Source organism: Pseudomonas oryzicola, from assembly GCF_014269185.2.
Classification (GTDB): Bacteria; Pseudomonadota; Gammaproteobacteria; order Pseudomonadales; family Pseudomonadaceae; genus Aquipseudomonas; species Aquipseudomonas oryzicola.
The window spans coordinates 3,721,743-3,748,553 of sequence record NZ_JABWRZ020000001.1 but is presented as its reverse complement, the minus strand read 5'-3'; the positions used below and the strand labels follow the sequence as shown (position 1 = coordinate 3,748,553).

Genomic DNA, 26,811 nt, shown 5'->3' with positions numbered 1-26,811 from the left:
TGGCCAATAGCTATAAATGACAGAAGGGCAAGATAATCCGCAGGACGCTGACATGACGAGATGGGTGTATGTCGAAGGGTGGCGTACGTGCGCGGTTGCTTGGCCTGTGCACAGAGGGGGTGCCCGCCTGGGCTGTGGCGCTGGTCGCCCTGCTGGTGGGTGGCCTGCTGACGGCCGTTCTGGCACTTGCCGCGCAAGCCTTCTACAAGCAGCAGTTGCGCCAGCGCTTCGAGCTGCTGGCCAACGAGCGTTACAACCGTATCGCCGGGCGCTTTGACGAACAGCAGCAGCGCCTGGACGGGCTGCGGCGGTTCTTCAGCTTGTCCGAGGCAATCACCCCGCAGGCATTCAACGCCTACGCCCGGCCATTGTTGCAGCGGACCTTGGCCTATGCCTGGGCACCGCGTGTCGAAGCTGCACAACGTGGCGAATTCGAGCGCCAGGCCAGCGTGTATCTTGGCCCGGGTTATGTAGTCCGTGACCAGGACGAACGTGGCCAATGGCACCCCGCCGCCCTGCGTGACCATTACTTCCCGGTGCTGTATGCCCAGTCGGGCGAATTGCCTGGGTTGCCCTATGGGCTGGACCTCGCCGGCCAGGCCACGTCCGGGGCGGCACTGGCGCGGGCGCTCGGGCCAGGCAGCATGGCGGTTTCCGGATCGCTGGCCATGTTCGATACAACCTCGGATGCACGCGGCTTGCTGATGGTGGCGCCGGTATTTGCCTATTCCAGGTCCGGCGGCGCGGCAGTCGGCTACGTGGTGGCCTTGCTGAGCATGCGTGCGCTGGTCAGTGATGGGCAATTGGTGGCAGCAGACGACAACCTGGTCATGCGTATCGTCGACCCCTCAGGCTTGCATGGCCCGGAAGTGTTGTTCGATTCGCAGAACCCGGTTGCCCCCTTGGCGCTGGCGAGCAATCAACTGCTGCATCTGGCCGACCGCCACTACCAACTGAGTATCAGGCCGAGCCTGGCGTTCATGCAGGCCAACCGTTCCTCCGCAGTGCTGGCGGTGAGCTTGCTGGGCGGGTTGTTGAGCCTGCTGCTCAGCGTTCTGTTCTACAGCCTGTTCAGCCAGCGCCAGCGCGCCTTGGCTCTGGTCGAGCAGCGCACCGCCGAGCTGCGGGTCAGCGAGCAATCCCTGCGCGGCACCCATAATCAGCTGCGCAGCGTGCTGGATGCGGCGACCCAGGTGGCGATCATCGCCACCAACCTCAAGGGTGTCATCAGCACCTTCAACGCGGGTGCCGAGCGTATGCTCGGTTACTTGGCCAGCGAGGCGATTGGCCAACTGCACCTCGAGGACCTGGTGCTGCCCGAGGAGCTGAGCCAGCGCGCCCACGCCTTGAGCCTGCGTTACGGCCGGCCGATCACTGGCGGCCAGGCCATGTTCGCCGAAACGGTGCAGGCGCATGGCGCCGAGCCGGGAGAGTGGACCCTGTTGCGTGCCGATGGCAGTCAACTGGTGGCCAACATGCTGGTCACTGCCATGCTCGATGAACAAGGCTTGTGGACGGGCTACCTGGCGATCTGCATCGATGTCACCGAACGGCGTCGGGTACATGAGGCGCTGGCGGCGCGTGATCGCCTGCTGGAAAAGCTCAGTGCCGAAGTGCCAGGTGGTATCTACCAGTACCGCCTGGATAGCGATGGCCATTCGTGCTTCCCCTACGCCAGCATGGGCCTGTACGACATCTACGAAGTCGACCTGCAGCAGTTGCGCGAGGATGCCACGGCGGTGTTCGAGCGCATCCACCCCGATGACCTGGAGCGGGTACGCCGTTCAGTGCGCTACTCGGCCGAGCACCTGTCGCCCTGGCGCGAAGAATACCGGGTCTGCCTGCCACGTGCCGGATTGCGCTGGGTTCGTGGCGAGGCGACGCCGGAGGTGGGCGAGCAAGGGTGCACCCTGTGGCATGGCTACCTGACCGATATCTCCGACCTCAAGAGCGTGGAGGAGGAGTTGCGGACGCTGTCGGTGACCGATTCGCTGACCGGCATTCATAACCGCCGCTATTTCCAGGAACGGCTGAAGTCCGAGCTGGAACGGGCCCAGCGCGATGGCCAGGCGCTGGCGGTGATCATGCTCGACATCGATCACTTCAAACGCATCAACGACCGCTTCGGCCACGCCGTCGGCGACCGTGTGCTGCGCAGTTTGTGCCTGCGCATCGGCCAGCGTTTGCGGCGTACCGACGTATTCTGCCGGCTGGGTGGCGAGGAATTCATGGTGTTGTGCCCAGGTAGCGATGCCGAGCAGGCGCGGCAACTGGCGCTGGAGCTGTGGCAAGGGGTGCGCAACGTGCCGGTGGAGGGTGTGGGCAGGGTGACTGCCAGCTTTGGAGTAGCGGGTTGGCGACGGGGAGAGGGGGCCGATGCCTTGCTGCTGCGCGCCGATGCCGGAGTGTACGCGGCCAAACAGGCTGGGCGCGACCGGGTGGAGGGGGAGTCGGCCTGACTGGTCATGGTGGGCGTGATCGGGGTAGGGGCGGCCACGTCAGCCGCCCCCTGTGTTGCAGGGCCGCTGAAATCAGTTGGCTGCAGTGCTGCCGGCCAGCTTCGGCTGGCGGTACAGGTCCAGCAGCACCTGATCGAGCACCTGCGATGCGCCCCACGGTTTCGGGTCGTTGAGGATTGCCGCCACCGCCCAGGTATGGCCATTGCTGTCACGGCTGAAGCCAGCGATCGCCCGCACGGTGTTCAGGGTGCCGGTCTTGATGTGCCCTTCACCCGACATTGCCGTGCGTTTCAGGCGCTTGCGCATGGTGCCGTCCATGCCCACCAGCGGCATCGAGCTGATGAACTCGGCGGCGTAAGGGCTTTTCCAGGCGGCCTGCAGCATTGCAGCCATTTCCCGGGTGCTGACCCGCTCGGCGCGCGACAGGCCGGAGCCGTTTTCCATGACCAGGTGCGGTGCGGTAATGCCTTTCTTCGCCAGCCATTGACGCACCACGCGCTGGGCGGCGCGGGCATCGTCGCCATCGGCATCGGTGCGGAACTGCGCGCCAAGGCTCAGGAACAGCTGCTGGGCCATGGTGTTGTTGCTGTACTTGTTGATGTCACGGATCACTTCCACCAGGTCTGGCGAGAAGGCGCGGGCCAGCAGGCGTGCACCCTTGGGCACGTTCTCGAAGCGGTCGCCACCCTGGATGCTGCCACCCAGCTCGTTCCAGATCGCGCGCACGGCACCGGCGGCGTAGGTCGGGTGGTCAAGCAGCGACAGGTAGGTCTGCGAGTTGCAGCCCTCACCCAGCTGGCCGCTGACCGTTACGCTGATGCCATCGGCCTGCGGCACCGGGTTGTAGCGCACATCACCCGAGCACTGCCTGGAGGCCACCGCCTTGACCTGGTTGTCGATGCGGATACTGGCAATCGGCGGCTCGACCGCAATGGTGACCTTGCCGCCATCATTGCGGGCCACGAAGCGCAGGGCCTTGAGGTTGATCATCAGCGAGTCCGGCTTGACCAGGAACGGCTTGTTCTCATCGCCGCCGTCATCGTTGAACTGCGGCAGGTTGGGCTGCACGAAGTGGCTGCGGTCCAGCACCAGGTCGCCGGTGATGGTGCGCACGCCATTGGCGCGCAGGTCACGCATCAGCAGCCACAGCTTTTCCATGTTCAGTTTCGGGTCGCCACCCCCTTTGAGGTACAGGTTGCCGTTGAGCACCCCGTTGCTGAGCGTGCCATCGGTGTAGAACTCGGTCTTCCACTGGAAGGTCGGGCCAAGCAGTTCGAGGGCTGCATAGGTGGTGACCAGTTTCATGGTCGAGGCCGGGTTCACCGACACATCGGCATTGAATACGGTCGGCGTGCCAGGGCCGTCCAGCGGCAGCATCACCAGCGACAGCGCCGAGTCCTGCAGCTTGCTGGCCTTGAGGGCCTGCTGCACTTTGACGGGCAGGGTGGTATTGACGGCGGCGGCCTGGCTGGACAGGGCGAATGGCAGCAGCAGGCCGGCAAGCATCAGGGGACGAAGCGTTTTGATCATAGTGAGTAAATACCCTACGGCGAGGGGAAAGGGCATTGGGGCTGTAAAGGATGATGGCCCCAGGATGAAAGAATGCGCATTATGCCCCAAGCGCAGCGACGATGCGCCACGTTCGACAGAAAAGCACCAACCATGGAAAAACCACTGCCCATGAAAAAGGCCACCGTCAAGGTGGCCTTTTCAGCGATCGGGCCAATATTACTCGGCCTTGTTGATCGGCTTTTCCGGGTACCAGGCGTCCAGCAGCGGGCTGACCTCGATCTTGGTCAGTTCGCTGCGGCCCTTGAGCCAGGCTTCAACGGCTGCACGCTGTTCTTCGCTGACCGAGCCGCGTTTGACCGAGCACACCAGGCCGAAATCGTCACCGCCTACATAGTCCAGGCCGTTGGCGTCCATGGCTTCTGCCAGGAACGCGTCGAGGAAAGCATCGATTGCCTGGTCATCCAGATCTTCCTTGAATTCCAGGTTCAGCTCGAAGCCCAATTCCTGAAACTCGTCGACACACAGCTTCTTGCGCAGACGACGGGAGCGGTTTGTGGCCATGAAACAATCCTCTTAGGTAATAACGCCGCGCAGTCTACCAGTTAACACGCCTGGCTGCCTGCCTCTGTGCAGGTACCGCTAGCCAGTTCTCTGGCCAGGGCACGTTCCACCCGGCACATGTGCCGCGCCAGTGCCTGGCGCCGCAGGCGCAGCTGGGCGGTGGACAAGCCGCTGGCCTCCAGGGCTTCGCAGGCCGCCATCAGCTCGGGCGCTTCCAGCATGCGTGCGGCGCTGAGCACCTTGTGCGCCTGTTCACCGATGGCGCCGCTGTCGTGCTCGGGGTGCAGTGCCATCAACGTGACCAGGTCGGCCTGCAGGCTCTGCTGCAGGGCATCCAGGAAGCGTTGGCGGTCGTTGGGGTCATGCCCGACCACCGCGGCCAGCCCGTCCAGGTTATACCGCTTGCGCCGGCGTTTCTGCTGGCGCCGCGGGCGTATACCGGCCAGGCGCTGGCTGAGCGTGCTCAGGCTGATGGGCTTGAGCAGGCAGTCATCCATGCCGGCGCTCAGGCATTTGCGCCGTACCTCCGGTTGTGCGTTGGCGGTGTAGCCGAGAATGGTGCAGCGCGAGCGCTTGCCATGGCGTTCTTCGCTACGTACCGCGGACGCCAGTTGATAGCCGTTCATGTGTGGCATGTTGCAGTCGAGCACCAGCACATCGAAGTCGCCCGCCCGCCAGGTTGCCAGGCCTTCACGGCCGTCGCGGGCACTGGCATGGTCCAGGCCCAGGTAGCCAAGTTGCTGGGCCATCAGCTGCAGGTTGGCCGGATGGTCGTCGATCACCAGCACGCTCAGCCGTGGGTCGGGCACGTCGAGCTCTTCAGGCAACGGGGCTTGCTGCGCTGGGGCGTCCACCTGCTGCAGCGGCATCTTCAGGCGTACCTGGGTACCGACATCTTCAAGGCTCTTGATGCTGAGGTCCCCGCCCATCATCTCGCACAGGTTGCGGCAGATGGCCAGGCCCAGCCCGGTTCCCGCGCGGGCACCCTGGCTGTGCGGATTGGCCTGGATGAACGGGTTGAACAGGCGTTGCAGGTCATCAGCAGGTATGCCGATGCCACTGTCGCGCACTTCCAGCTCCAGCATTGCGGGGGTGCAGGCCACATCCAGGCTGACATTGATGCGCACCTGGCCATGTTCGGTGAATTTGATGGCGTTGCTCACCAGGTTGGACAACACCTGCTTGAAACGCAGTGGGTCGAGCAGTGCATGGCAGCGTGCTGCCGGGGCGATCATCACTTCCAGGGCGAGGCCTTTCTGCCGTGCCTGGCCCTCGAAAATGCGCCCCACCGATTCGACCAGGCCCGCCAGGTCGACGGTCTCCGGGGCGAGGGTCAAGTGCCCGGACTCGATGCGCACGATATCGAGGATGTCGCCGATCAGGCCCAGCAGGTCCTTTGCCGAGTGGTGGGCCAGTTCCAGTGCGCTGCGGTCCACCCGGCCCTGGTCGGCACGCTTGGCTGCCAGTTCCAGCATGCCGATGACCGCGTTCATCGGGGTGCGGATCTCGTGGCTGATGGTCGCCAGGAACGTGCTCTTGGCGCGGTTGGCATCGTCGGCCTGTTGCTTGGCCTGGCGCAGTTCCGTGACCAGCTGGCGGCGGTCGCTGATATCGATCCAGCCGCCGATGATGCCCTGGACCTCGCCCAGCGAGTCGCGATACGGAAGAATCCAGTGATAGATAGTCATCTCGCGGCCCTTGATCTGTAGTGGCCGGTCCATGATCAGCGGGGTGCCGGCTGCCATCACCTTCAGATAGTCTGCCTCGATCTGGCGGATATGCTCGTACTCGGCGAACAGGCTGTCTTTCAGGCGTTTGCCAATGACCTCATCGGAGCGGGCCTGCACGGCCTCCAGGTAACTGAAATTGCAACTCTGCAGGCAGCCCTCGCGGTCACGCACGTACATGGGGTGGGGCGTGCCGTTGAGCAGGGCGCGCATGAACGCCAGTTGGTCGTTCAGCGCGCGTTCGGCGCGTTGGCGCTGGCGGATCTGCAAGCGCAGGCGGGCATTCCAGAGCAGGGCCAGCAGCAATAGCACGGCAGCGCCGAGTATCAGCTGCACCGCGAGCCGACGGTAGTCTCGGCCGTTGCCGTCATCGTGCAGGTCGTAGCCACGCCAGCGGTTGTTGATCACCCCCAGTTCCTCCGGCGAGATGCTCAGCAGGGCCTTGTCGAGGATCGATACCAGCAGCTGGGACGAGGCGCTGGTCGCCATGGCGAAATTGGCCGGTTCGCTACCGACGGTGGTGCGGATGACCAGTTCGGGATTGCTGGCCAGGGCATGGTTGGCGTCGACCAGGGTGGTAATCACCGCATCGACTGCGCCGCTGTTGAGCAACGCCATGGAGTAGAACGTGCTTTCCGTCTCGATCCAGCCAATTTGTGGATAGTGCAGCGACAGCATGGCATCCATGGCGCTATAGCGGGTAATCGCAATACGACGCCCGTGCAACTGCTCCAGCGAGGCAGGTGCCTCGTTGTCCTTGCGACTGACCAGCACATAGGCGCTTTCCAGATAAGGACGGCTGATTTGCAGGTTGTCCTCGGCCTCCCCGCCAGCGGCCAGCGCAGCGATGACATCGGCGCGGCCATCCTTGAGGCGGGCAATCATGTCGGCAATGCCACTGGCGCGCTGCACTTCGAAGCGCAAGCCGGTACGCAGGCGAATGAGTTCCAGCAGGTCGGCGGTAATTCCGCGAAAATACCCCGCACCGTCGAAATAGGACACCGGTGCGGCTGTATCATCTATCGCCACACGCATCACCGGGTGATCCCGCAGCCATTGCTCCTCGGCTTCGGTCAGTTGCAGCTTGCGGTCGCTCAGCAGCAAGTCGCTACCGGCGCTCCAGCGTTTGAAGATGCTGGTGCGTATGGCGGAGGGCTGGCTGTCCAGCACGGCATTCACCAGTTCCATCAGCAGCCTGTCCTGCTGGCGCAGGGCAAAGCCGAAGCCGATGGCCTCGTGCTTGCCGAAGTTGGCCATGCGCAGGCGTGGCAAGTGGCCACGGTTGAGCTGATAGTGGGTGGAAATGGTATCCCCGATGAACACGTCCGCCTGGCCAAACGCCACGGCATTCAAGGCCTGGCTGGAAGACCCAAAGGCCAGCAGCTCGGCCTTGGGGTAGGCACCCAGAACTTCCTGCCTGGGCAAGTAGTGGTAGAGCATGCCCAGGCGCATGCCGGGCAATCCCATGTCCAATGCCCGGCTTTCGTCTTCACGCGTTACCAGCACCGGTTGATCGATGGCGTAGGGGTGCGAAAGCGCCAGGCCGTCGCTGGCTGCCTCGTAGCCATTGGCACTGCCAAGCAGGTCGATGTCGCCGTGGCGGAGCGCCTCCACCGCCGCCTGCCGGCTGGAAAAGCGCAGTACCCTCACCGGTAACCGCAGGGCCTTGCCGATCAGGCTGGCATACTCGGCTGTCAGGCCCTGATAGTCGCGGCCGCCACTGGTAATGTCAAAGGGTGGGTAGTCCGGTGCCGAGGTACCCAGCACCAGTTCCTGACGGCTGTCGAGCCATTGTCGTTGTTCGGCCGTGAGCGCTGGCTGTGCGGGCCAGGCCGATGACCGGGCCAGCAACGCGTAGGAAGAGGCCTCTTGATGTGTAGCCTGTGCCACGCTGCTGAGCAGGAGCAGAGCGGGCAGCAGGCGAGCGATTGGGCACGCCATGACCATCCTCAGACCAGTGCGTTGCGCTTGGCCATTTCGATCAGGTCGACCAACGTGTCGACCTGAAGTTTGTGCATGAGGCGCTTCTTGTATGTGCTGACGGTCTTGCTGCTGAGGAACATGCCCTTGGCAATTTCCTTGTTGCTGCGGCCTTGAGCAAACAGCTGCAGTACCATCAGCTCACGGTCATTCACCTGGCGGAAAAGTTGCAGGTCGGCATCCACTGCCTGGTTGTGCTTTATCGCCTGGCTGGGGAAATAGTTATAACCGGCCAGCACCGCCTTGATTGCACTGAGCAGTTCGCTCAAGTCTTCCTGCTTGCACACATAGCCTGCGGCACCCGAATGCATGCAGCGTACGGCAAACAATGCCGGTGATTGTGCGGTCAATACCAGAACCTTCAATGGCAACGCCATGGCCTGGAAGCGGGAGAGCACCTCCAGCCCGTCCAGCTTGGGAATGCTGATGTCGAGAATGACCAGGTCGGGGTTGGTTTCGCGAATCATCTGCATGGCGTCCACGCCGTTGTCCGACTCGCCGACGACTTTGTAGTTCTGGTTCTCCAGCAACATACGCACAGCCAGGCGGATGACAGGATGGTCGTCGACAATAAATATGGATTGCATGTTCAACTTCCTGCGGGCGATTGAGGTGACAGGCGGCACCTTAACGCAGTTGGAAGTCATCGGGCATGCGAGGATGGGCTATTAACCCTATATGGGAAATGGCTTACAAGATAAAACAAATCTGGCTACGAAATAGGCAGGGTCAGTACGATGTCAAAACAAGTTTGGTAACCAAACATTTATCTTTAATCATATTGTTTGGTCTGTCGGGTGTATATGTAGGAAGTTTCCTTCAGGCGGGGACGGCAGCACCGGGCGTGCCCGGGCTGCACCGGTACGGTTCAGACCGGGCTGGAGCGCCCGGTCATTTCGCGAGCCATTTCGCTGGCATAGCTGTCGGTCATCCCGGCGATGAAGTCGATCATGCGTAGGAAGGCACTGTGCAGGGAGCCGTGCGGGTCAGGGGCATTGTTGCCGATCAGGTCCAGCACCCGGCGGCTCTTGAACGAGGGCGTGCGCCCGCCATGCTGTTCGAGGGCCGCGCCACAGAAGGTGTTCAGCAGGATTTCCAGGGTGGTATAGGCGCCGATCTCGTGCAGAGTCTTGCGCTTGTCCTGGAAGATCTTGTTGCGCGCCATGGCCTTGGCCTGCAGCACGCAGCGTTTGGCCGGGCCATGCATGTGTTCGACCAGGTCGCCCGCCAGCTGGCCGGCCAGCAAGGCCCGCTGTTGCTCGACGAAGGCACGGGCGGCGGCGTTGGTCAGGTGTTCGATGGCCTTGCCGCGCAGGATGGCCAACTTGCGCCGCCGGGAATCGCCCGGGCCGAGCTGGCGGTAGGTTTCCGGCAGGTCTTCGCCGACCAGGTCGAGCAGCAGCGCTTCGACTTCGGCGTATTGCAGCAGCTCCATTTCCAGGCCGTCTTCCAGGTCGATCAGCGCATAGCAGATGTCATCGGCGGCCTCCATCAGGTAGACCAGCGGGTGGCGTGCCCAGCGTTGGTGTTCCAGTTGCGGCAGGCCTAGCTTGCGGGCGATCTGCTCGAGCAGGGGCAGTTCGCTCTGGTAACTGCCGAACTTGTGCTTCTTGTAGCCCAGGGCGTCGGCGTGGCGCGCGCTCCATGGGTATTTCAGGTAGGTGCCGAGGGTGGCATAGGTCAGCCGGGTACCGCCGTCGAACTGGTGATATTCCAGCTGGGTGAGTACACGAAACCCTTGGGCATTGCCTTCGAAGTTGAGGAAGTCGGCGCGCTCGTCGTCGTTCATGTCATCCAGCCAGCCGCGCCCGGCGGCCTGCTGGAACCAGTGGCGGATGGCATCTTCGCCGGAGTGGCCGAACGGAGGGTTGCCGATGTCATGGGCCAGGCAGGCTGACTGCACGATCATGCCAAGGTCGCTGGGGGCGCACCAGTCCGGCAGGCTGTCGCGCAGGGTTTCGCCGACACGCATGCCCAGCGAGCGACCGACGCAGCTGACTTCCAGCGAGTGGGTCAGGCGCGTGTGGATGTGGTCGTTGCTGGAAACCGGGTGCACCTGGGTCTTGCGCCCAAGGCGGCGGAAGGCACCGGAGAAGATGATGCGGTCGTGGTCTTTGTGAAAAGGGCTGCGCCCAAGTTCATCGGCGCTGTACAGCGCTTTGCCCAGGCGTTCGCGGGTGAGCAGGGTGTGCCAGTCCAAGGCGCGGTCTCCTGTGCATCGAGGGGTATAGCTTCGACTGTCCGAAAGGTCAGCGCAAGCCTGCGATGAGGCCATCGCAGGCGGCATAAAACGCTCAAGGACGGCGGTTGGCTTGCAGATACAGGCGCAGCAGCGGTAGCACGGTGGTGCCCAGGCGCAGCAGCCGCGCGAGGTTACCGCTGCGCACGCCCTTGCCGGTGAGGAAACCCAGCGCCACCACGGCGCCGATCCCCCACAGCGGTGCATGCTTGATGCCCAGCCCGTCCTGTAGCGAGTTGCCCATGCCACGCACGCGCCGCAGCGGTTCCAGCAGCTGCGCGGATTCGTGGCGGATTTCCTGGCGGTGCATTTCCATGCGCAGGCGCAACAGCGCCTTGCGCAATTCACGCGGGTTACGCGTGTCTGGCAGTTCTGGCAGGCTCATGGCAACAGGCGCTCCCGGTCCTTGGCGAGTTCCTCGAGGGTGGCACCGAACGGTGACGACTCATCGAACACCGCTGCCTTGAGGCGCAGCCCGCAGTACAGTGCGGCGATGCCGTAGAACACACAGAGGCCGATGATGCCGGCCAGGCGATAACTGTCCCACAGCAGCACCAACAACAGCCCGGACAAGGCCGTCAGCAGCAGCAAGGCGAACACCAGGGCAAGGCCGGCGAACAACAGCAGGCTCAGGGTGCGGCCCTTCTGTTCTTGCAACTCGATGCCGAACAGTTCGATATGGCTGTGCAGCAGCCCCAGCGCAGCCGCGCCCAGGCGCTTGCCTGAAGCGCTTGCGCCGTTGGCGTCGTTATCCATGGTATCCCCTCAGTGGCGGTTGGCCAGCAGGCCGATCAACAGCCCGACGCCCGCCGCGATGCCGATCGCCTGCCACGGGTTTTCCTGCACGTACTGCTCGGCGCTGCCCAACGCGGCCTGGCCGCGTTCGCGCACCGAGTCCTGGGTCAATTGCAGGGTTTCGCGGGCCTGGGCCAGGCGTTCGTGAATCTGTCCGCGCAATTCGTCCGCCTGGTCGCCGGCCAGGTTGGCGGTGTCGGCCAGCAGCTTTTCGGTGTCGCGCACCAGCGCCTGGAAGTCAGCCATCAATATCTCTTGTGCAGTCTTTGCCGATTTGCTGGCCATGGGTGTCTCCCTGTCGATGAATGTTGGTAGTTCGAGTGATAGCACACGCGGAAGGTTCAAGTGCCCGGCGCTGGTATGGGCCTTGCTAAGGCTTTGCCACGTTGCGGGGCGTTCCGGGCTGGTATTGCGCCGATTCAGGGCGCCGACGCAGCGGCTACCGATAAACCTTAACCCAATCCACGACAAACCCAAGAAAAAACCGCGCAGGCCCCAGGCTCACCGAAACAGGGCAGGGGGTTGGCACCGATTAGGTGCATGGATGCAGGTTCTTGAACTGTTCTGGTGCCTTTTTGCAGGTCTGCCTATTTCATGGAAAACATGCACAGCGCAATGGACTCTCTGGTCCACGGTTCCAATACCCTGTTCATTCTCATGGGCGCCATCCTGGTGCTGGCCATGCATGCCGGCTTCGCGTTTCTCGAAGTGGGTACGGTGCGCCACAAGAACCAGGTCAATGCCTTGTCGAAGATTCTCAGCGATTTTGCCATCTCGGCGCTGGTGTACTTCTTCATCGGCTACTGGATCGCCTACGGGGTCAACTTCCTGCAGCCGGCAGCCGCCCTGGCGGCCGACCAAGGTTATGCGCTGGTCAAGTGCTTCTTTCTGCTGACCTTCGCCGCAGCGATCCCGGCGATCATCTCCGGGGGCATCGCCGAGCGGGCGCGCTTCGTGCCGCAGCTGTGCGCCACGGCGTTGATCGTGGCGTTCGTCTACCCGTTCTTCGAGGGGGTGGTGTGGAACGGCAACCTCGGTCTGCAAGCCTGGTTGCAGGCACGCTTTGGTGCGCCATTCCATGACTTTGCCGGCTCGGTGGTGGTGCACGCCATGGGCGGCTGGCTGGCATTGGCCGCGGTGCTGCTGCTGGGCGCGCGTCGAGGGCGCTATCGCGATGGCCGGTTGGTGGCGTTTGCGCCGTCGAGCATCCCGTTCCTGGCGCTGGGGTCGTGGATCCTGATCATTGGCTGGTTCGGCTTCAACGTCATGAGTGCGCAAACCCTGCAGGGGGTCAGCGGCCTGGTGGCGATCAATTCGTTGATGGCCATGGTCGGTGGCACCCTGTCGGCCTTGCTGGCCGGCCGAAACGACCCGGGTTTCCTGCATAACGGGCCGTTGGCCGGGCTGGTGGCGGTTTGCGCGGGCTCCGACCTGATGCACCCGGTTGGCGCACTGGTCACCGGCCTGGTCGCCGGTGCGCTGTTCGTCTGGACCTTCACGGCGGCGCAGAACCGCTGGAAGATCGATGATGTGCTGGGCGTGTGGCCATTGCATGGCCTGTGCGGCGTGTGGGGCGGCCTGGCCTGTGGTGTGTTCGGCCAGGCGGCCCTGGGCGGTATTGGCGGTGTCAGCCTGGTCAGCCAATTGCTGGGCAGCCTGCTGGGCGTGCTGGTGGCGCTGGCCGGTGGCTTTGCCGTATACGGCGCGATCCGCGCGCTGCATGGCCTGCGCTTGAGCCATGAGCAGGAGTTCCAGGGCGCCGACCTGTCGTTGCACCGTATCGGCGCTACCAGCCAGGATTGAGCCAGGTCAGGTGCGCGCTGGGCAGGAGCGGCCTAGAATAGGCTTCTGTGCATGCCAAACCGGAACCTGCCCATGCTGCCTGAATGCCAACTGTTCGGCACCCTCGGCTGCCACCTGTGCGAAGTGGCCGAGGCTGTGCTGATGCCCTTCGTCGACCACGGCTTGTTGGTGGAACTGGTCGATATCAGCGAAAGCGAGGCGATGGTCGAGCGCTACGGCCTGATCATTCCGGTGCTGCGGCGCTGCGACAATGGCGCCGAGCTGCATTGGCCGTTCGATGCGGAGCAGGTCGTGGCGTTTCTCGCGCAATAACGGCACCAGGGGAGGTGCCTCCCTGCTCCATGCGGCGCGCTGCGTCGTGATGATCAACTGCCGGCAAACTGAGGCCGGCCTTTGCCACCGATCATCAGGACTCCAGCCATGCTTATTTCCCCCCATTTCACCCTCGAAGAAATGACCGTTTCGCAGATCGCCGCCAGGGAAGGGCTCGACAATGACCCGCCAGCCGAGGCGCGTGCCAACCTGCAACTGTTGTGCAATGTCCTGGAGCAGGTACGCGCACTTTTCGGCGCGCCGGTCATCGTCAGCAGCGGCTATCGTAGCCCCGCAGTCAACAGCCGCATTGGCGGGGCACCGACAAGCAAGCATTCGCAAGGGCTGGCCGCCGACTTCACAGTGATCGAAGTAAGCCCGCGCGAAGCCGTGCGCCGCATCAGCGAAAGCGCCATTCCCTTCGACCAGCTGATCCTCGAGTTCGACCAATGGGTACACCTGTCGGTGACCCCAGGCACGCCCCGCCGACAGGTACTGACCATCCGCAAAGACAGCGGCTGTCAAGTGGGGCTGCAATGAAGCGCATTGACGGCGGCAAGAGGATGTTCGTATGCTGTATATAAATACAGTGTCGAGGTGAAGCCATGCTCAACGTCGAGCAACTCAAGTACAGCGTCAACCGCATGCCCGTCGAACGGGTAGCCGACGCCGTTCTGGAACTGCGCCTCGAAGGCCTGGTAATTGACGAGCGCACACCGTTCGGCAAGGTCCACTTCAATACCTGCTTTGCCGAGATAGAGGCCTTGTTTCAGCGTGCCGGCTATCACCGCGGGCTGGATGTGGTGGGTTACCAGGGGTTGCTGTATGCCCTTTATGACCCTGGCCGCTGGGAGCCGGTGCAGGTATTGCGTTGGCTGAAGGAGCGCAGCGAGGCGATGGCCAAGGCTGGTTGAGGGCGCGGGCTTGGGGGATAATGCGCGGCCATGAACGTTTCGAGCCCTGCCATGACCACGCCGTTCGACCCCGCCCGCCAGCAAGCCAGCACGGTGTGCCTGCCACCCGGTAACTGGGCGACGGTACTCGACTGCCTGTGTGACCATTTCAAGGCCATCGACCGGGCCCAATGGCTCGATCGCTTTGCCCGCGGCCGGGTGCTGGATGCCGAGGGGCGAGCAGTAGCGGCTGAGCTGCCGTACAAACGGGGCATGCGTCTGCACTACTTTCGCGAAGTGCCGAACGAGCGGCCGATCCCGGTGCAGGAAGAGGTGCTTCATGTGGATGAGCACCTTGTGGTGGCGGACAAGCCGCATTTCCTGCCAGTGACGCCGAGCGGAGAATACGTCGAGCAGACGTTGCTGCGCCGCCTGATTCGCCGCCTGGGTAACCCGCACCTGGTGCCATTGCACCGAATCGACCGGCATACCGCCGGGCTGGTGCTGTTTTCCGCCAATCCGCAGAGCCGCAGTGCCTACCAGCGGCTGTTTCCCGAGCGGCGCATCGACAAACGCTACCAGGCCATTGCTGCAGCGATGCCGCAACACGATTTTCCGCTGGTGCATAAAAGCCGCCTGGTGCATGGCGAGCCGTTTTTCCGCATGCATGAAATCGAGGGTGAGGCCAACAGCGAAACGTGGGCCGAAGTGTTGGAGAAGCATGGCGACCTGTGGCGCTACGGGTTGTCGCCGGTGACCGGCAAGACCCACCAGTTGCGCGTGCACATGGCGGCATTGGGCGCCGGGATCAGCAATGACCCGTTCTATCCGCAGTTGCTCAAGGAAGAGGATGACTACCAGCAGCCGCTGAAACTGCTGGCGCAGAGCTTGCGTTTCGAGGACCCATTGAGTGGGGAAGAGCGCTATTTCGAGAGCCGCTTGCGCCTGGATTGGTAATCTGCTGGATGGCACCGGCTGTGCCGGGGGGCGCGGCTGAAACCGCTCCTACAGGAATAGCGTCCACTGTAGGAGCGGATTTATCCGCGAAGCAGGCGGCGCGGTGGATGGCACCGGCTATGCCGGTGATTACGGCTGAAGCCGCTCCCAGCGGAAACGGCCTTAGCGGTTGAAGCGCTCCACCAGTGAGTACTGGGTACCCGCTGTGCTGGTCAACTCCTCGCTGAGCAGTGCCGAGTGCTGGGCCTGTTCGGCAGTCTGGTCGGCCAGCTCGGCAATGGTGCTGATGTTGCGGCTGATCTCGTCCGCCACCGCCGTCTGCTCCTCTGTCGCTGCCGCAATCTGGGTCGCCATGTCGGTGATGTTGGCCACTGCTTCGCTGATGCCCACCAGCGCCTCGTCGGCCTGCATCACACGGTCTACACCTTCCTGCGCCTGGCGGTGGCCGGTTTCCATGGTCAGCACGGCGTTGCTGGCGGTCTGTTGCAGCTTGGCGATCAGCCCATGAATCTGCCCGGTGGATTCGGCGGTGCGCTGCGCCAGCTGGCGCACTTCGTCGGCAACCACGGCAAAGCCACGGCCCATTTCGCCTGCACGTGCCGCTTCGATGGCCGCGTTCAATGCCAGCAGGTTGGTTTGATCGGCGATCCCCTTGATCACGTCGACCACGCCACCAATCTCGTCGCTGTCTTTGGCCAATTGGGTCACCGTCTGGCCAGTCTCGCCCACTGCCGCCGACAGGCGCTCGATGGCTTCGCGGGTTTCCCCGGCAATCTGCCGACCCTGGCTGGTCAGGCGGTTGGCTTCCTGGGTGGCGTCGGCGGTGCGCTGCACGTGGTTGGCCACTTCCTGGGTGGTGGCGGCCATCTGATTGACTGCGGCGGCGACTTGCTCGGTTTCCACTCGCTGGCGTTCCAGCCCGGAAGAGCTCTTGTGAGCCAAGGCGTCGGACTGGCGCGCCTGTTCGCTGAGGTGTTCGGCGCTGTCCTGCAGGCGGGTCAGGCAGGTTTTCATGCGTGCGTCCTGGCTCAGCATGGCCATTTCCAGGCGTGCCTGTACCCCGCGGCTGTCGGTGTACATTTGTGCAATCAGCGGGTCGGAAGTGGTCTGTTCGGCCAGGCGTAGCAGGCGCTTGAGGCCGCGCTGCTGCCAGCCCAGGCCGAGCAGGCCCAGGGGTACGGAAAGCCCGGCGGCCAGGGCGAAGCCCCAGGAATGGCCGAGCCAGTTGCCGATCAGGAAGCCCACCTGGCTGATCAGGATGAACGGCAGCCAGTCCTGCAGCACCGGTAGCCACTTGTCGCGGCGCGGTACTGGCGGCTTGCCCTGGTTGATGCGCTGGTACAGCGCCTCGGCGCGACGAATCTGTTCGGCAGTGGGTTTGACCCGCACCGATTCGAAGCCGACCACCTGGTTATTGTCGAAGATCGGCGTGACATAGGCGTTGACCCAGTAATGGTCGCCGGACTTGCAGCGGTTCTTGACGATGCCCATCCACGGCTGGCCCTGCTTGAGGGTTTGCCACATGTGGGCGAACACGGCAGGTGGCACGTCCGGGTGGCGCACCAGGTTGTGCGGCGCGCCGGTCAGTTCCTCGCGGGTGAAACCACTGATCTCGATGAAAGCATCGTTGCAGTAAGTGATCACACCTTTGGCATTGGTGGTGGAGATCAACCGCTGCTGGGCAGGGAAAGTCCTTTCTCTCTGGGTAATCGGCTGGTTGTTACGCATGGGTTGATAGTCCGCAGGGCTTTCCAAAGCTATCGGCAAGGCCCTGGTTTTATTGAATGAATATTTGCAAGGCTTGATCTATGGCAATAAGCCATTATTTGATCTGGGGTAACCGAAGAGCACGTTCAAGCCTGTTGGCGCCATTATTGCGTTTTTATTATGGATTAATGACGGAGAAGTCAGATGATGACCGATTTGCTAGCCAAGAGCCAGCATCGGATAGCTGAACAGCGCGAAATGCACCAGGTTCAGGCCGAAATGGCAAAGCACGGCCGCCGCCACGCCGCCCCAGCGGTATGCCAGGCCATAACCGACACCGGCGAGGGTGGCCAGGTATACCCACTGCCAGCCAGCCCCCAGATGGGCCAGGCCGAATAGCATGGCGGCGGCGAACAACGCCAGCCCCTGGTGGCGCAGCAGGCGCTGCAGGCTGCCTTGCAGATAACCGCGAAACAGCAGCTCTTCGGTCAGGCTGACCAACAACAGGTTGTTCAGTAGCCAGAGCCAGGCTTGCTCCGGCCATTTCGGCGCCCATGCAACCATGCCCAGGGCCCAGGCGCCGCCCAGGCAGGCGGCCAGGGTTAGCGGCAAGATGCACAGTAGCGTTGTCGTCAGGCCTCGGCTACGCCAAAGGACCAACCACGGGCAGGCCAGCAGCAGCCAGGCGCCGATCAGTGGCTTGTCCAGGTTCAGGTACAGCGTGAAGGGCTGGCTACCGGGGCTGAACGTGGCGTTGTCGATCACCTTGGCAGCGTTGAAGCCTGGTAGCCAATGCAGCGCCAGGGCGATGGCCAGCAGGATGAACAACGTGTGGCCCAACGCCTGTTGCCAAGGCTGGGGGCGGCGTGCCAGCAGGCCGCTGGCAAGCAGGGCGAGAACGGTGGGCAGGGTGGCGCTGCCGAGGTTGCCGTGGGCCAGGGCCAGGGCGTAGCCGAGTGCCAGCAGGAACAGGGCGAGCAGGTGAGGGTGGGGCACGAAGAGTCCTTTTCGGGTGAATGGAAACGGGGGCTGCATAACAGCCCCCCAAGCATACCCGCTCAGCCCGCGATCAGCTGACGCAGCACGTAATGCAGTATCCCCCCGGCCTTGAAGTATTCGACTTCGTTCAAGGTATCGATCCGGCACAGCACCTCGATCTGTTCCTGCTGCCCATCCTCGCGGGTGATGCGCAGCTGCAGGTTCATGCCCGGGTGCAACTGCGCGCCGCTCAGGCCCAGTACATCGATCTGTTCCTTGCCGGTCAGCCCCAGTTGCTTGCGGTTGTGCCCGGCCGTGAATTGCAGCGGCAGTACGCCCATGCCGACCAGGTTGGAGCGGTGAATGCGTTCGAAGCTTTCCGCCAGTACGGCCTTGACCCCCAGTAGGTTGGTGCCCTTGGCTGCCCAGTCGCGGCTCGAGCCGGTGCCGTATTCCTGCCCGGCAATCACCACCAGCGGCGTGCCCGCCTGCTGATAACGCATGGCGGCATCGTAGATCGACAGTTTCTCGCCGCTGGGTACATGCAAGGTGTTGCCGCCTTCCTCGCCTGCGAGCATTTCGTTGCGGATACGGATGTTGGCAAAGGTACCGCGCATCATTACTTCGTGGTTGCCGCGTCGCGAGCCATAGGAGTTGAAGTCGCGTGGCTCCACGCCCTGGGCACGCAGGTAGCGCCCGGCCGGGCTGTCGGCCTTGATGTTGCCTGCCGGGGAAATGTGGTCGGTAGTCACCGAGTCGCCGAGCAACGCCAGTATTTGCGCACCCCGGATGTCGGTGACCTGCGGGGGTGGCCCGCCAATATCATCGAAGAATGGCGGGTGCTGGATGTAGGTCGAGTCGGCCTGCCACACATAGGTGGCCGCCTGCGGTACTTCGATTGCCTGCCACTGCGCATCGCCGGCAAACACTTCGGCATATTCCTTGTGGAACATCGCCGTGTCGACCTTGGCCACGGCAGCGGCAATTTCCTGCTGGTTGGGCCAGATGTCGCGCAGGTACACCGGCTGGCCGTCCTTGCCGATACCCAGCGGGTCGCAGGTCAGGTCCAGGCGTACCGTGCCGGCCAGGGCATAGGCCACTACCAGCGGTGGCGAGGCCAGCCAGTTGGTCTTCACCAGCGGGTGCACGCGGCCTTCGAAGTTGCGGTTGCCCGATAGCACCGAGGCTACGGTGAGGTCGGCGCTGCCGATGGCCTTTTCGATCGCGTCATCCAGCGGGCCGGAGTTGCCGATACAGGTGGTGCAGCCATAGCCGACCAGGTCGAACCCCAATTGGTCGAGGTAAGTGCTGAGCCCGGCGGCCTTGAAGTAGTCGGTGACGACCTTGGAGCCCGGTGCCAGTGAACTCTTGACCCAGGGTTTGCGTTGCAGGCCTTTTTCCAGGGCCTTTTTCGCCACCAGCCCGGCGGCCATCATCACACTGGGGTTTGAGGTGTTGGTGCATGAGGTGATCGCAGCGATCACCACCGCGCCATCGCGCAGAGTATGGGTCTGGCCTTGATGGCTGTAGTCGATTTCCCCGGCCTGGTCGGCGTTGCCCACCGCTACGCCGCCGCCACCTTCGCTTTCCAGGCGGCCGACTTCTTTGGCCAGCGGTTTGGGTTGCAGTTCGATGAAGTGGTCAAAGGCCTGGCGGACCTGGCCCAGGGCCACGCGGTCCTGCGGCCGCTTGGGCCCGGCCAGGCTGGCCTCGACCTCGTGCATGTCCAGCGCCAGGCTGTCACTGAACAGCGGCTCCTGCCCTGGCATTCGCCACAAACCCTGGGTTTTGCAGTACTGCTCGACCAGTTGCACGGTCGCCTCGGGGCGGCCGGACAGGCGCAGGTAGTCCAGGGTCACCTGGTCGACCGGGAAGAAACCGCAGGTGGCGCCGTATTCCGGGGCCATGTTGGCGATGGTCGCGCGGTCGGCCAAGGGCAGTTCGGCCAGGCCATCGCCATAGAACTCGACGAACTTCCCTACTACGCCTTTCTTGCGCAGCATCTGCGTCACGGTCAGCACCAGGTCGGTGGCGGTGATGCCTTCGCGCAACTTGCCGGTCAGCTTGAAGCCGATCACTTCCGGAATCAGCATCGACACCGGTTGGCCGAGCATGGCCGCCTCTGCTTCGATGCCGCCCACGCCCCAGCCGAGCACGCCCAGGCCATTGATCATGGTGGTGTGCGAATCGGTACCGACCAGGGTATCCGGGAAAGCGTAGGTGCGGCCATCAGCCTCACGGGTCCAGACGGTGCGGCCCAGGTATTCCAGGTTGACCTGGTGGCAGATCCCGGTACCTGGCGGTACCACGCGGAAGTTGTCGAAGGCACTCTGACCCCAGCGCAGGAACGCGTAGCGTTCGCCGTTGCGCTGCATTTCGATGTCGACGTTCTCGCTGAAGGCCTGCGGTGTGCCGTAGCGGTCAACCATTACCGAATGGTCGATCACCAGATCCACCGGTGACAGTGGGTTGATTCGCTGCGGGTCACCACCGGCCTTGGCCATGGCGGCGCGCATGGCGGCCAGGTCGACCACGGCCGGTACGCCGGTGAAGTCCTGCATCAGAACTCGCGCTGGGCGGTACTGGATCTCGCGGTCGGAGCGCCGCTCGCCCAGCCATTGGGCGAGGGCGCGCAGGTCCTCGCCGGTAACGGTTTTGCCGTCCTCCCAGCGCAGCAGGTTTTCCAGCAGCACTTTCAGCGACATGGGCAGGCGCTGCAGGTCGCCCAGCTGTCTGGCGGCTTCGGTGAGGCTGAAGTAGTGGTAGGTCTGGTCGCCGACCTTGAGGGGCTTGAGTGTGTTCAGGCTATCGAGCGAGGGCATTGCCAACTCCTTCTGCCGGTGCCCGGCACGATTCAGGGTTGCCGGGGGCACCGCTCTGTATCGGTCCGCACGCTACGGACCTGGCTGAAAAGTCAGGTTAGACCGCTTTGCGCTACCTGACCCTTTTCTGGACCGGCGGGGCGTGTCGCAGGTTCCGATCTTCCTTTATCATCGCCGCCCTGCCGGCGCCTGTGGCGCCCGCCGTAGTGGAGTGAGAGATGAATACCCTGTTCATGCATTGCCGGCCCGGTTTCGAGGGCGAGGTTTGCGCCGAAATCAGCGAACATGCCGCCCGCCTGGGCATTGCCGGCTATGCCAAAGGCAAGCCGCACAGTGCCAGCGCCGAGTTCGTCTGCAGCGAGGACGGCGGTGCCGAGCGCCTGATGGGGGAAATGCGCTTCAACCAGCTGATTTTCCCGCGGCAATGGGCCCGTGGCGGTTATATCGAGCTGCCGGAGAACGACCGCATCAGTGTGCTGCTGGCGCACCTGGCGGGGCTACCGGTGTTCGGCAGCCTGTGGCTGGAAGTGCTGGACAGCAACGAAGGCAAGGAACTGTCCACCTTCTGCCGCAAATTCGAGGTGCCGCTGCGCAAGGCGCTGGAAAAGGCCGGTCGCCTGGTCGACGATGCCAGCCGCCCACGTCTGCTGCTTACGTTCATCAGTGGCCGACGAGTGTTCGCCGGCGTCGCCCCGGCGAACAACAGCGCGCTATGGCCCATGGGCATCCCGCGCCTGAAATTTCCCCGCGAAGCTCCCAGTCGCTCGACCCTCAAGCTGGAAGAGGCCTGGCACCAGTTCATCCCGCGCGAGCAATGGGCGCAGCGCCTGGGCGACGACATGACCGGTGTCGACCTGGGGGCCTCGCCGGGCGGCTGGACCTACCAGCTGGTGCGTCGGGGCATGCTGGTGACTGCCATCGATAACGGGCCGATGGCTGAAAGCCTGATGGATACCGGGTTGGTTCAGCACCTGATGGCTGATGGTTTTACCTGGCAGCCGAAGCAGCCGGTGGACTGGATGGTGTGTGACATTGTCGAGAAGCCAGCGCGCACCACCTCGCTGATCGAAACCTGGCTGGGCGAAGGGTTGTGCCGCGAAGCGGTGGTCAACCTGAAGTTGCCGATGAAGCAGCGCTATGCCGAGGTGCGGCGGCTGCTCGAGCGCATGGAGGCGACATTCAAGGCACGCAAGATCAAGGTGTCGATTGCCTGTAAGCAGCTGTACCACGACCGTGAGGAAGTGACTTGCCACCTGCGTCGGATGGACTTGAAACCGCGTTGAGCACGGCCCGGTAATTGCCGTTGCCGTTGCCGTTGCTGTTAAGCGCGCGGTAGTGCAGGCGCCGCCGATTGCGACTTCAGGAGGCCGAGCGGAGGGCTTGCGGAGGGAGGTGACGGGCATGGATGCCCGTCAAGCGCTGAGGCCCCATGGATGGGGCCTGCAGCGCGTCCTCCCGGGAGCGAGCCCGTAGCGAGGGGACCCCGGAGCGCAGCGTAGGGGCCGGATGATGGGAGCCAGCGTTTTTTGGTTACTTTTTGTCGCGTTTGACAAAAAGTGACCCGCCGTAAGGGCGGAAAGGTGACTAAGCGCCACCTTTGAAAATGAATGTTGACCTTGTTGTTGAAGCCTACGCCTGAAAGCGAAAAGCGAAAAGCTTGAAGCGGGATAGCGCTGGTTTTTATCGCGCGCAAAGTCCATTGGCGATGGCGACGCTGACTCACCTTTTCGCCCTTACGGCGAGTCACTTTTTGCCAAACGCGGCAAAAAGTAACCAAAAAACGCTGCGCTCCCATCATCCGGCCCCTGCGCTGCGCTCCGGGGTTCCCTCACTCCGGCCTCGCTCCCGGGAGGACGCGCTGCAGGCCCCATCCATGGGGCCTCAGCGCTTGACGGGCATCCATGCCCGTCACCTCCCTCCGCAAGGCCTGCGTTCGGCCTCCTGAAGTCGCGAAGATCAAGATCAAGATCAAGATCAAGATCAAGATCAAGATCAAGATCAAGATCAAGATCAAGATCAAGATCAAGATCAAGATCAAGATCAAGATCAAGATCAAGATCAAGATCAAGATCAAGATCAAGATCAAGATCAAGATCAAGATCAAGATCAAGATCAAGATCAAGATCAAGATCAAGATCAAGATCAAGATCAAGATCAAGATCAAGATCAAGATCAAGATCAAGATCAAGAGCAAGAGCAAGAGCAAGAGCAAGAGCAAGAGCAAGAGCAAGAGCAAGAGCAAGAAGAGCGAGTGGGCGTGTGGTGCTTGGAGCGCGTCGCGCTATGCGCGACAATAGCGCATCATTTGCGGAGCCCCCCATGACCGAATTCACCCCCGACGCCATCCTCGACGCCACCGGCCTGAACTGTCCGGAACCGGTGATGATGCTGCACCAGCACGTACGTGACCTGGCCGCTGGCGGCCTGCTCAAGGTCATCGCCACCGACCCCTCGACCCGTCGCGATATCCCCAAGTTCTGCAACTTCCTCGGCCACGAACTGCTGCAGCAGCAGGAGAGCGCCGGCACCTTCCTGTACTGGATTCGCAAGAAAGCCGACTGAAGCGCTCTGGAACACGGCCCGCGTTGCGCCTACACTGCGTTCCCCAGACAGGAGAGCGCCATGCTGATAGTTGCCGACGAGAACATCCCGCTGCTCGATGCCTTCTTCCAGGGCTTCGGCGAAATCCGCCGTTATCCGGGCCGAAGCCTCGATGCCGCCAGCGTCAGGGACGCCGACATCCTGCTGGTACGCTCGGTGACCAAGGTCGATCGCCAGTTACTCGAAGGCAGCCGCGTGCGCTTTGTCGGCACCTGCACCATCGGCACCGACCACCTGGACCTGGACTACTTTGCCGAGGCCGGTATCCGCTGGAGCAGCGCGCCGGGCTGCAATGCCCGTGGCGTGGTGGATTACGTGCTGGGGAGCCTGCTGACCCTGGCTGAACTGGATGGCGTGGCATTGCCCGAGCGGGTGTATGGCGTGGTGGGCGCGGGTGAGGTAGGGGGACGCCTGGTGCGGGTGCTGCACGGCCTGGGCTGGAAGGTGCTGGTGTGCGACCCGTTGCGCCAGGCCGCCGAAGGCGGCGCCTACGTCAGCCTCGATACCCTATTGCAACAATGCGACGTGATCAGCCTGCATACGCCGTTGCAGCGCGGCGGCGAGCACCCGACCTGGCACTTGCTGGGCCAGGCACAGCTGGCACGACTGCGCCCGGGCGCCTGGTTGATCAATGCCAGCCGTGGCCCGGTGGTGGACAACAGCGCTCTGCGCGAACTGCTGCTCGACCGTGAAGACGTGCATGCAGTGCTGGACGTGTGGGAGGGCGAGCCGCAAGTCGACCTGCAACTGGCCGACCTGTGCACATTGGCCTCACCGCACATTGCCGGCTATAGCCTCGACGGTCGCCAGCGTGGCACGGCGCAGATCTACCAGGCGCTGTGCCGCTTCCTGGGTGTGGACGAACAGGTGCAGCTGGCTGACCTGCTGCCACGCCCGCCGCTGGCACAGATCGAACTGGATGCCGCTGCTGACCCGGCCTGGGCCTTGGCCACCCTGTGTCGCGCCGTGTACGACCCGCGCCGTGACGATGCCGACTTCCGCCGCAGCCTCAGCGACGACCCGCAGCAACAGCGTGCGGCATTCGACCAGTTGCGCAAACAATACCCGCCTCGGCGCGAGATCGAAGGGCTGGCGGTGCGCTTGCGCGGTGAGTCGCTGCAGTTGGCGCAACTGGTGAGTGCCTTGGGTGGGGTGCTGGTCTGACAGCACTCCCCATAATTAATCCGCTCCTGCCGGGGGCCGCATCCGCCGACTGCAAGGCAAATAAAAACCCGGCGCAAGCGCCGGGTTACAAGGGATTCGCCGATCAACCTTTGCGTACGCGCTCGACCCGGCTTTCTTCCAGGGCCTTGCAGGCCTGCTGGATCATCTGCTCGGTAATCGGTACCTCGCGCCCCTGGGCGTCGATGATCGAACCGCACACCTGCGCGGGTGGGATGGGCCGGGGCTTCTGGTTGTCGCTGCCATGCTGCAAGCTCATGTAGTGCCTCCTTTTCAGGTTCAAGCTCAGGATAGCCCTGCGCCGTGACTGGCCTGTGACAGCTACCACCGCGTCACGGCAGAAACAGTCCAACAGAAACGGCGGCAAAGCTCCAGCGCCGGGTTAGACCGATAGGCTATAGCAACCTGCAAGGGTTCCCTCGGTACCGATGAGTGGTAGGCTGCGGTTTCCCCACTGTTGTGGTCACTGCCATGCCTGAATCGGTTTCCCCACGTCAACGCCGCGCCTTGCGCCTGGGTTGGCAGTTCCTCCGTCCATACCGTCGCCAGATGCTGCTGGCCTTGCTGGCCCTGGTGGTCACGGCTGCCATTACCTTGTCCATGGGGCAGGGCATCCGCCTGCTGGTGGACCAAGGGTTCATGACCCGCTCCGCGCACCAGCTCAACCAGACCATCGGCCTGTTCCTGTTGCTGGTGCTGGCCTTGGCAGTGGGTACCTTCAGCCGCTTCTACCTGGTGTCATGGATCGGCGAACGCTGCGTGGCCGACATCCGGCGGGCTGTGTTCGACCACCTGATCGGCTTGCATCCCGGGTTCTTCGAAGACAATCGCAGCTCCGAGATCCAGTCGCGGCTGACCGCCGACACCACCTTGCTGCAGTCGGTAATCGGTTCGTCGCTGTCGATGTTCCTGCGCAACGCGCTGATGGTCATCGGCGGTGTGGTATTGCTGTTCATCACCAACCCCAAGCTCACCAGCATCGTGGTGGTGGCGCTGCCGCTGGTGCTGGCGCCGATCCTGCTGTTCGGCCGCCGGGTACGCCGCCTGTCGCGGCAGAGCCAGGATCGTGTGGCCGACGTGGGCAGTTATGTGGCCGAGACCCTCGGCCAGATCAAGACCGTGCAGGCCTACAACCACCAGGCGCAGGACCGCAAGCTGTTCGCCGATGCGGTCGAGGCGGCGTTCACTGTGGCCCGGCAACGCATCGCCCAGCGTGCCTGGCTGATCACCCTGGTGATCGTGCTGGTGCTCGGGGCAGTGGGGGTGATGTTGTGGGTGGGCGGCATGGATGTGATCGCCGGGCGGATCTCGGCGGGCGAACTGGCTGCCTTCGTGTTCTACAGCCTGCTGGTCGGCAGTGCCTTCGGCACCCTCAGTGAAGTGATCGGCGAGCTGCAGCGTGCGGCGGGCGCAGCCGAGCGCATTGCCGAACTGCTGGCGGCACGCACGGCGATCCTGGCGCCGGGTGTGGCGCGGGTGCTGCCGCAGCAACGGGCGAGTGGGCGTATCGAACTGCAGGAACTGGTGTTCGCCTATCCGTCACGGCCGTCGGTCGCGGCTGTCGATGGCCTCAGCCTGGCCATCGAGCCGGGGCAGACCGTAGCGTTGGTAGGCCCCTCGGGGGCGGGCAAGTCGACCTTGTTCGACCTGTTGCTACGCTTCTACGACCCGCAGCGAGGACGCATCCTGCTCGATGGTGAGGCGATTACCGAACTGGACCCCGACCAACTGCGCCGGCAGTTCGCCTTGGTGGCGCAATCCCCCGCGCTGTTCCGTGGCACGGTGGAGGCCAATATCCGCTATGGGCGGCCCGAGGCAACCTTGGCCGAGGTCGAGGCAGCGGCCCGTGGTGCGCATGCCGACGCTTTCATCAGGCAACTGCCGCAGGGTTACCAGACCCTGCTGGGCGAGGGGGGCATCGGCCTGTCTGGCGGCCAGCGGCAACGCCTGGCCATCGCCCGGGCGTTGCTGGTCGATGCGCCGATCCTGTTGCTGGACGAAGCCACCAGCGCCCTCGACGCGCAAAGTGAACACCTGATCCAGCAGGCACTGCCCAGCCTGATGGCCGGGCGCACCACCGTGGTGATCGCTCATCGCCTGGCCACAGTTCAGCATGCCGACCGTATCGCCGTCATCGACAAGGGCCGGCTGGTGGCGGTAGGCACGCATCGCCAGTTGATCGAAACCAGCCCGCTTTATGCGCGCCTGGCAGCCTTGCAGTTCACCACGGGGTAGCTTGTCGTGGCTTTGTAACATTTCTGTAGTATTTGCCTGAGAGTATCT

23 protein-coding genes are annotated in these 26,811 nt (G+C 63.3%); 11 read left to right on the top strand and 12 right to left on the bottom strand.

What is annotated here, in order from left to right; translation table 11 throughout:
- Positions 1-68 precede the first annotated feature (68 nt).
- Entirely contained in the window at positions 69-2,459 is a 2,391-nt protein-coding gene (locus HU760_RS17275; RefSeq protein ID WP_186679334.1) for a sensor domain-containing diguanylate cyclase, read from the top strand.
- A gap of 72 nt (positions 2,460-2,531) precedes the next feature.
- On the opposite strand, the gene dacB is transcribed toward HU760_RS17275, so the two are convergent.
- From dacB to HU760_RS17235, 8 genes are all read right to left on the bottom strand, one after another.
- Complete coding sequence (gene dacB / locus HU760_RS17270) at positions 2,532-3,989, bottom strand: D-alanyl-D-alanine carboxypeptidase/D-alanyl-D-alanine endopeptidase (protein WP_186679324.1); 1,458 nt, start codon at positions 3,987-3,989, stop codon at positions 2,532-2,534.
- 198 nt (positions 3,990-4,187) lie between these two features.
- Positions 4,188-4,532, bottom strand: a complete 345-nt coding sequence (locus HU760_RS17265) for a YggL family protein (protein ID WP_004376110.1) — start codon at positions 4,530-4,532, stop codon at positions 4,188-4,190.
- 41 nt (positions 4,533-4,573) lie between these two features.
- Entirely contained in the window at positions 4,574-8,200 is a 3,627-nt protein-coding gene (locus tag HU760_RS17260; protein ID WP_186679314.1) for an ATP-binding protein, read from the bottom strand.
- 8 nt (positions 8,201-8,208) lie between these two features.
- Positions 8,209-8,826, bottom strand: coding sequence for a response regulator transcription factor (locus HU760_RS17255; protein ID WP_186679313.1), 618 nt, complete (start codon positions 8,824-8,826; stop codon positions 8,209-8,211).
- Between the two features lie 281 nt (positions 8,827-9,107).
- On the bottom strand, positions 9,108-10,439 hold the full coding sequence (locus tag HU760_RS17250) for a deoxyguanosinetriphosphate triphosphohydrolase (RefSeq protein ID WP_186679311.1): 1,332 nt from the start codon (positions 10,437-10,439) through the stop codon (positions 9,108-9,110).
- Between the two features lie 94 nt (positions 10,440-10,533).
- Complete coding sequence (locus tag HU760_RS17245; RefSeq protein ID WP_186679309.1) at positions 10,534-10,863, bottom strand: hypothetical protein; 330 nt, start codon at positions 10,861-10,863, stop codon at positions 10,534-10,536.
- The gene (locus tag HU760_RS17240; RefSeq protein WP_051098817.1) at positions 10,860-11,234 is read right to left on the bottom strand and encodes a phage holin family protein; all 375 of its coding nucleotides are present in this window, start codon (positions 11,232-11,234) and stop codon (positions 10,860-10,862) included. Before HU760_RS17240 ends, HU760_RS17245 begins: the two co-directional genes overlap by 4 nt.
- A gap of 9 nt (positions 11,235-11,243) precedes the next feature.
- Positions 11,244-11,558, bottom strand: a complete 315-nt coding sequence (locus tag HU760_RS17235; RefSeq protein WP_170029062.1) for an ElaB/YgaM/YqjD family protein — start codon at positions 11,556-11,558, stop codon at positions 11,244-11,246.
- 309 nt (positions 11,559-11,867) lie between these two features.
- On the opposite strand from HU760_RS17235, the gene HU760_RS17230 reads away from it, so the two are divergent.
- From HU760_RS17230 to HU760_RS17210, 5 genes are all read left to right on the top strand, one after another.
- The gene (locus tag HU760_RS17230; protein WP_186679307.1) at positions 11,868-13,076 is read left to right on the top strand and encodes an ammonium transporter; all 1,209 of its coding nucleotides are present in this window, start codon (positions 11,868-11,870) and stop codon (positions 13,074-13,076) included.
- Between the two features lie 72 nt (positions 13,077-13,148).
- Positions 13,149-13,388 carry a glutaredoxin family protein gene (locus HU760_RS17225; protein ID WP_186679305.1) on the top strand — a complete coding sequence of 80 codons (240 nt, stop codon included), beginning with the start codon at positions 13,149-13,151 and terminating at the stop codon, positions 13,386-13,388.
- Between the two features lie 108 nt (positions 13,389-13,496).
- Positions 13,497-13,928, top strand: coding sequence for a D-Ala-D-Ala carboxypeptidase family metallohydrolase (locus HU760_RS17220; RefSeq protein ID WP_186679303.1), 432 nt, complete (start codon positions 13,497-13,499; stop codon positions 13,926-13,928).
- Positions 13,929-13,993: 65 nt separating this feature from the next.
- Positions 13,994-14,302 (top strand): transcriptional regulator, encoded by a 309-nt coding sequence (locus HU760_RS17215; RefSeq protein WP_186679301.1) that lies wholly within the window; start codon positions 13,994-13,996, stop codon positions 14,300-14,302.
- A gap of 51 nt (positions 14,303-14,353) precedes the next feature.
- Positions 14,354-15,238 (top strand): pseudouridine synthase, encoded by an 885-nt coding sequence (locus HU760_RS17210; protein WP_186679546.1) that lies wholly within the window; start codon positions 14,354-14,356, stop codon positions 15,236-15,238.
- Positions 15,239-15,400: 162 nt separating this feature from the next.
- Here HU760_RS17210 and HU760_RS17205 read toward each other — a convergent pair whose 3' ends face one another.
- The 3 genes from HU760_RS17205 to acnA form a co-directional block, all read right to left on the bottom strand.
- Positions 15,401-16,966, bottom strand: a complete 1,566-nt coding sequence (locus HU760_RS17205) for a methyl-accepting chemotaxis protein (RefSeq protein ID WP_186679299.1) — start codon at positions 16,964-16,966, stop codon at positions 15,401-15,403.
- 198 nt (positions 16,967-17,164) lie between these two features.
- A complete protein-coding gene (locus tag HU760_RS17200; protein ID WP_186679297.1) occupies positions 17,165-17,980 on the bottom strand; it encodes a CPBP family intramembrane glutamic endopeptidase in 816 nt (271 codons plus the stop codon).
- 23 nt (positions 17,981-18,003) lie between these two features.
- Positions 18,004-20,745, bottom strand: coding sequence for an aconitate hydratase AcnA (gene acnA, locus HU760_RS17195; protein ID WP_186679295.1), 2,742 nt, complete (start codon positions 20,743-20,745; stop codon positions 18,004-18,006).
- Positions 20,746-20,963: 218 nt separating this feature from the next.
- Between acnA and rlmM the strand changes: the two genes are divergently transcribed.
- From rlmM to pdxB, 4 genes are all read left to right on the top strand, one after another.
- Positions 20,964-22,028: a 23S rRNA (cytidine(2498)-2'-O)-methyltransferase RlmM gene (gene rlmM / locus HU760_RS17190; RefSeq protein ID WP_186679293.1), complete on the top strand. Its 1,065-nt coding sequence runs from the start codon at positions 20,964-20,966 to the stop codon at positions 22,026-22,028.
- A gap of 618 nt (positions 22,029-22,646) precedes the next feature.
- Positions 22,647-23,042, top strand: coding sequence for a hypothetical protein (locus HU760_RS17185; protein ID WP_217858979.1), 396 nt, complete (start codon positions 22,647-22,649; stop codon positions 23,040-23,042).
- 22 nt (positions 23,043-23,064) lie between these two features.
- Positions 23,065-23,307 carry a sulfurtransferase TusA gene (gene tusA / locus HU760_RS17180; RefSeq protein WP_186678788.1) on the top strand — a complete coding sequence of 81 codons (243 nt, stop codon included), beginning with the start codon at positions 23,065-23,067 and terminating at the stop codon, positions 23,305-23,307.
- Positions 23,308-23,367: 60 nt separating this feature from the next.
- Positions 23,368-24,510 (top strand): 4-phosphoerythronate dehydrogenase PdxB, encoded by a 1,143-nt coding sequence (gene pdxB / locus HU760_RS17175; RefSeq protein ID WP_186678787.1) that lies wholly within the window; start codon positions 23,368-23,370, stop codon positions 24,508-24,510.
- A 103-nt stretch (positions 24,511-24,613) separates the two neighbouring features.
- Here pdxB and HU760_RS17170 read toward each other — a convergent pair whose 3' ends face one another.
- Positions 24,614-24,787: a PA1571 family protein gene (locus tag HU760_RS17170; RefSeq protein WP_186678786.1), complete on the bottom strand. Its 174-nt coding sequence runs from the start codon at positions 24,785-24,787 to the stop codon at positions 24,614-24,616.
- Between the two features lie 212 nt (positions 24,788-24,999).
- On the opposite strand from HU760_RS17170, the gene HU760_RS17165 reads away from it, so the two are divergent.
- Positions 25,000-26,763, top strand: coding sequence for an ABC transporter transmembrane domain-containing protein (locus tag HU760_RS17165; protein ID WP_186678785.1), 1,764 nt, complete (start codon positions 25,000-25,002; stop codon positions 26,761-26,763).
- The last annotated feature ends 48 nt before the right edge of the window (positions 26,764-26,811 follow it).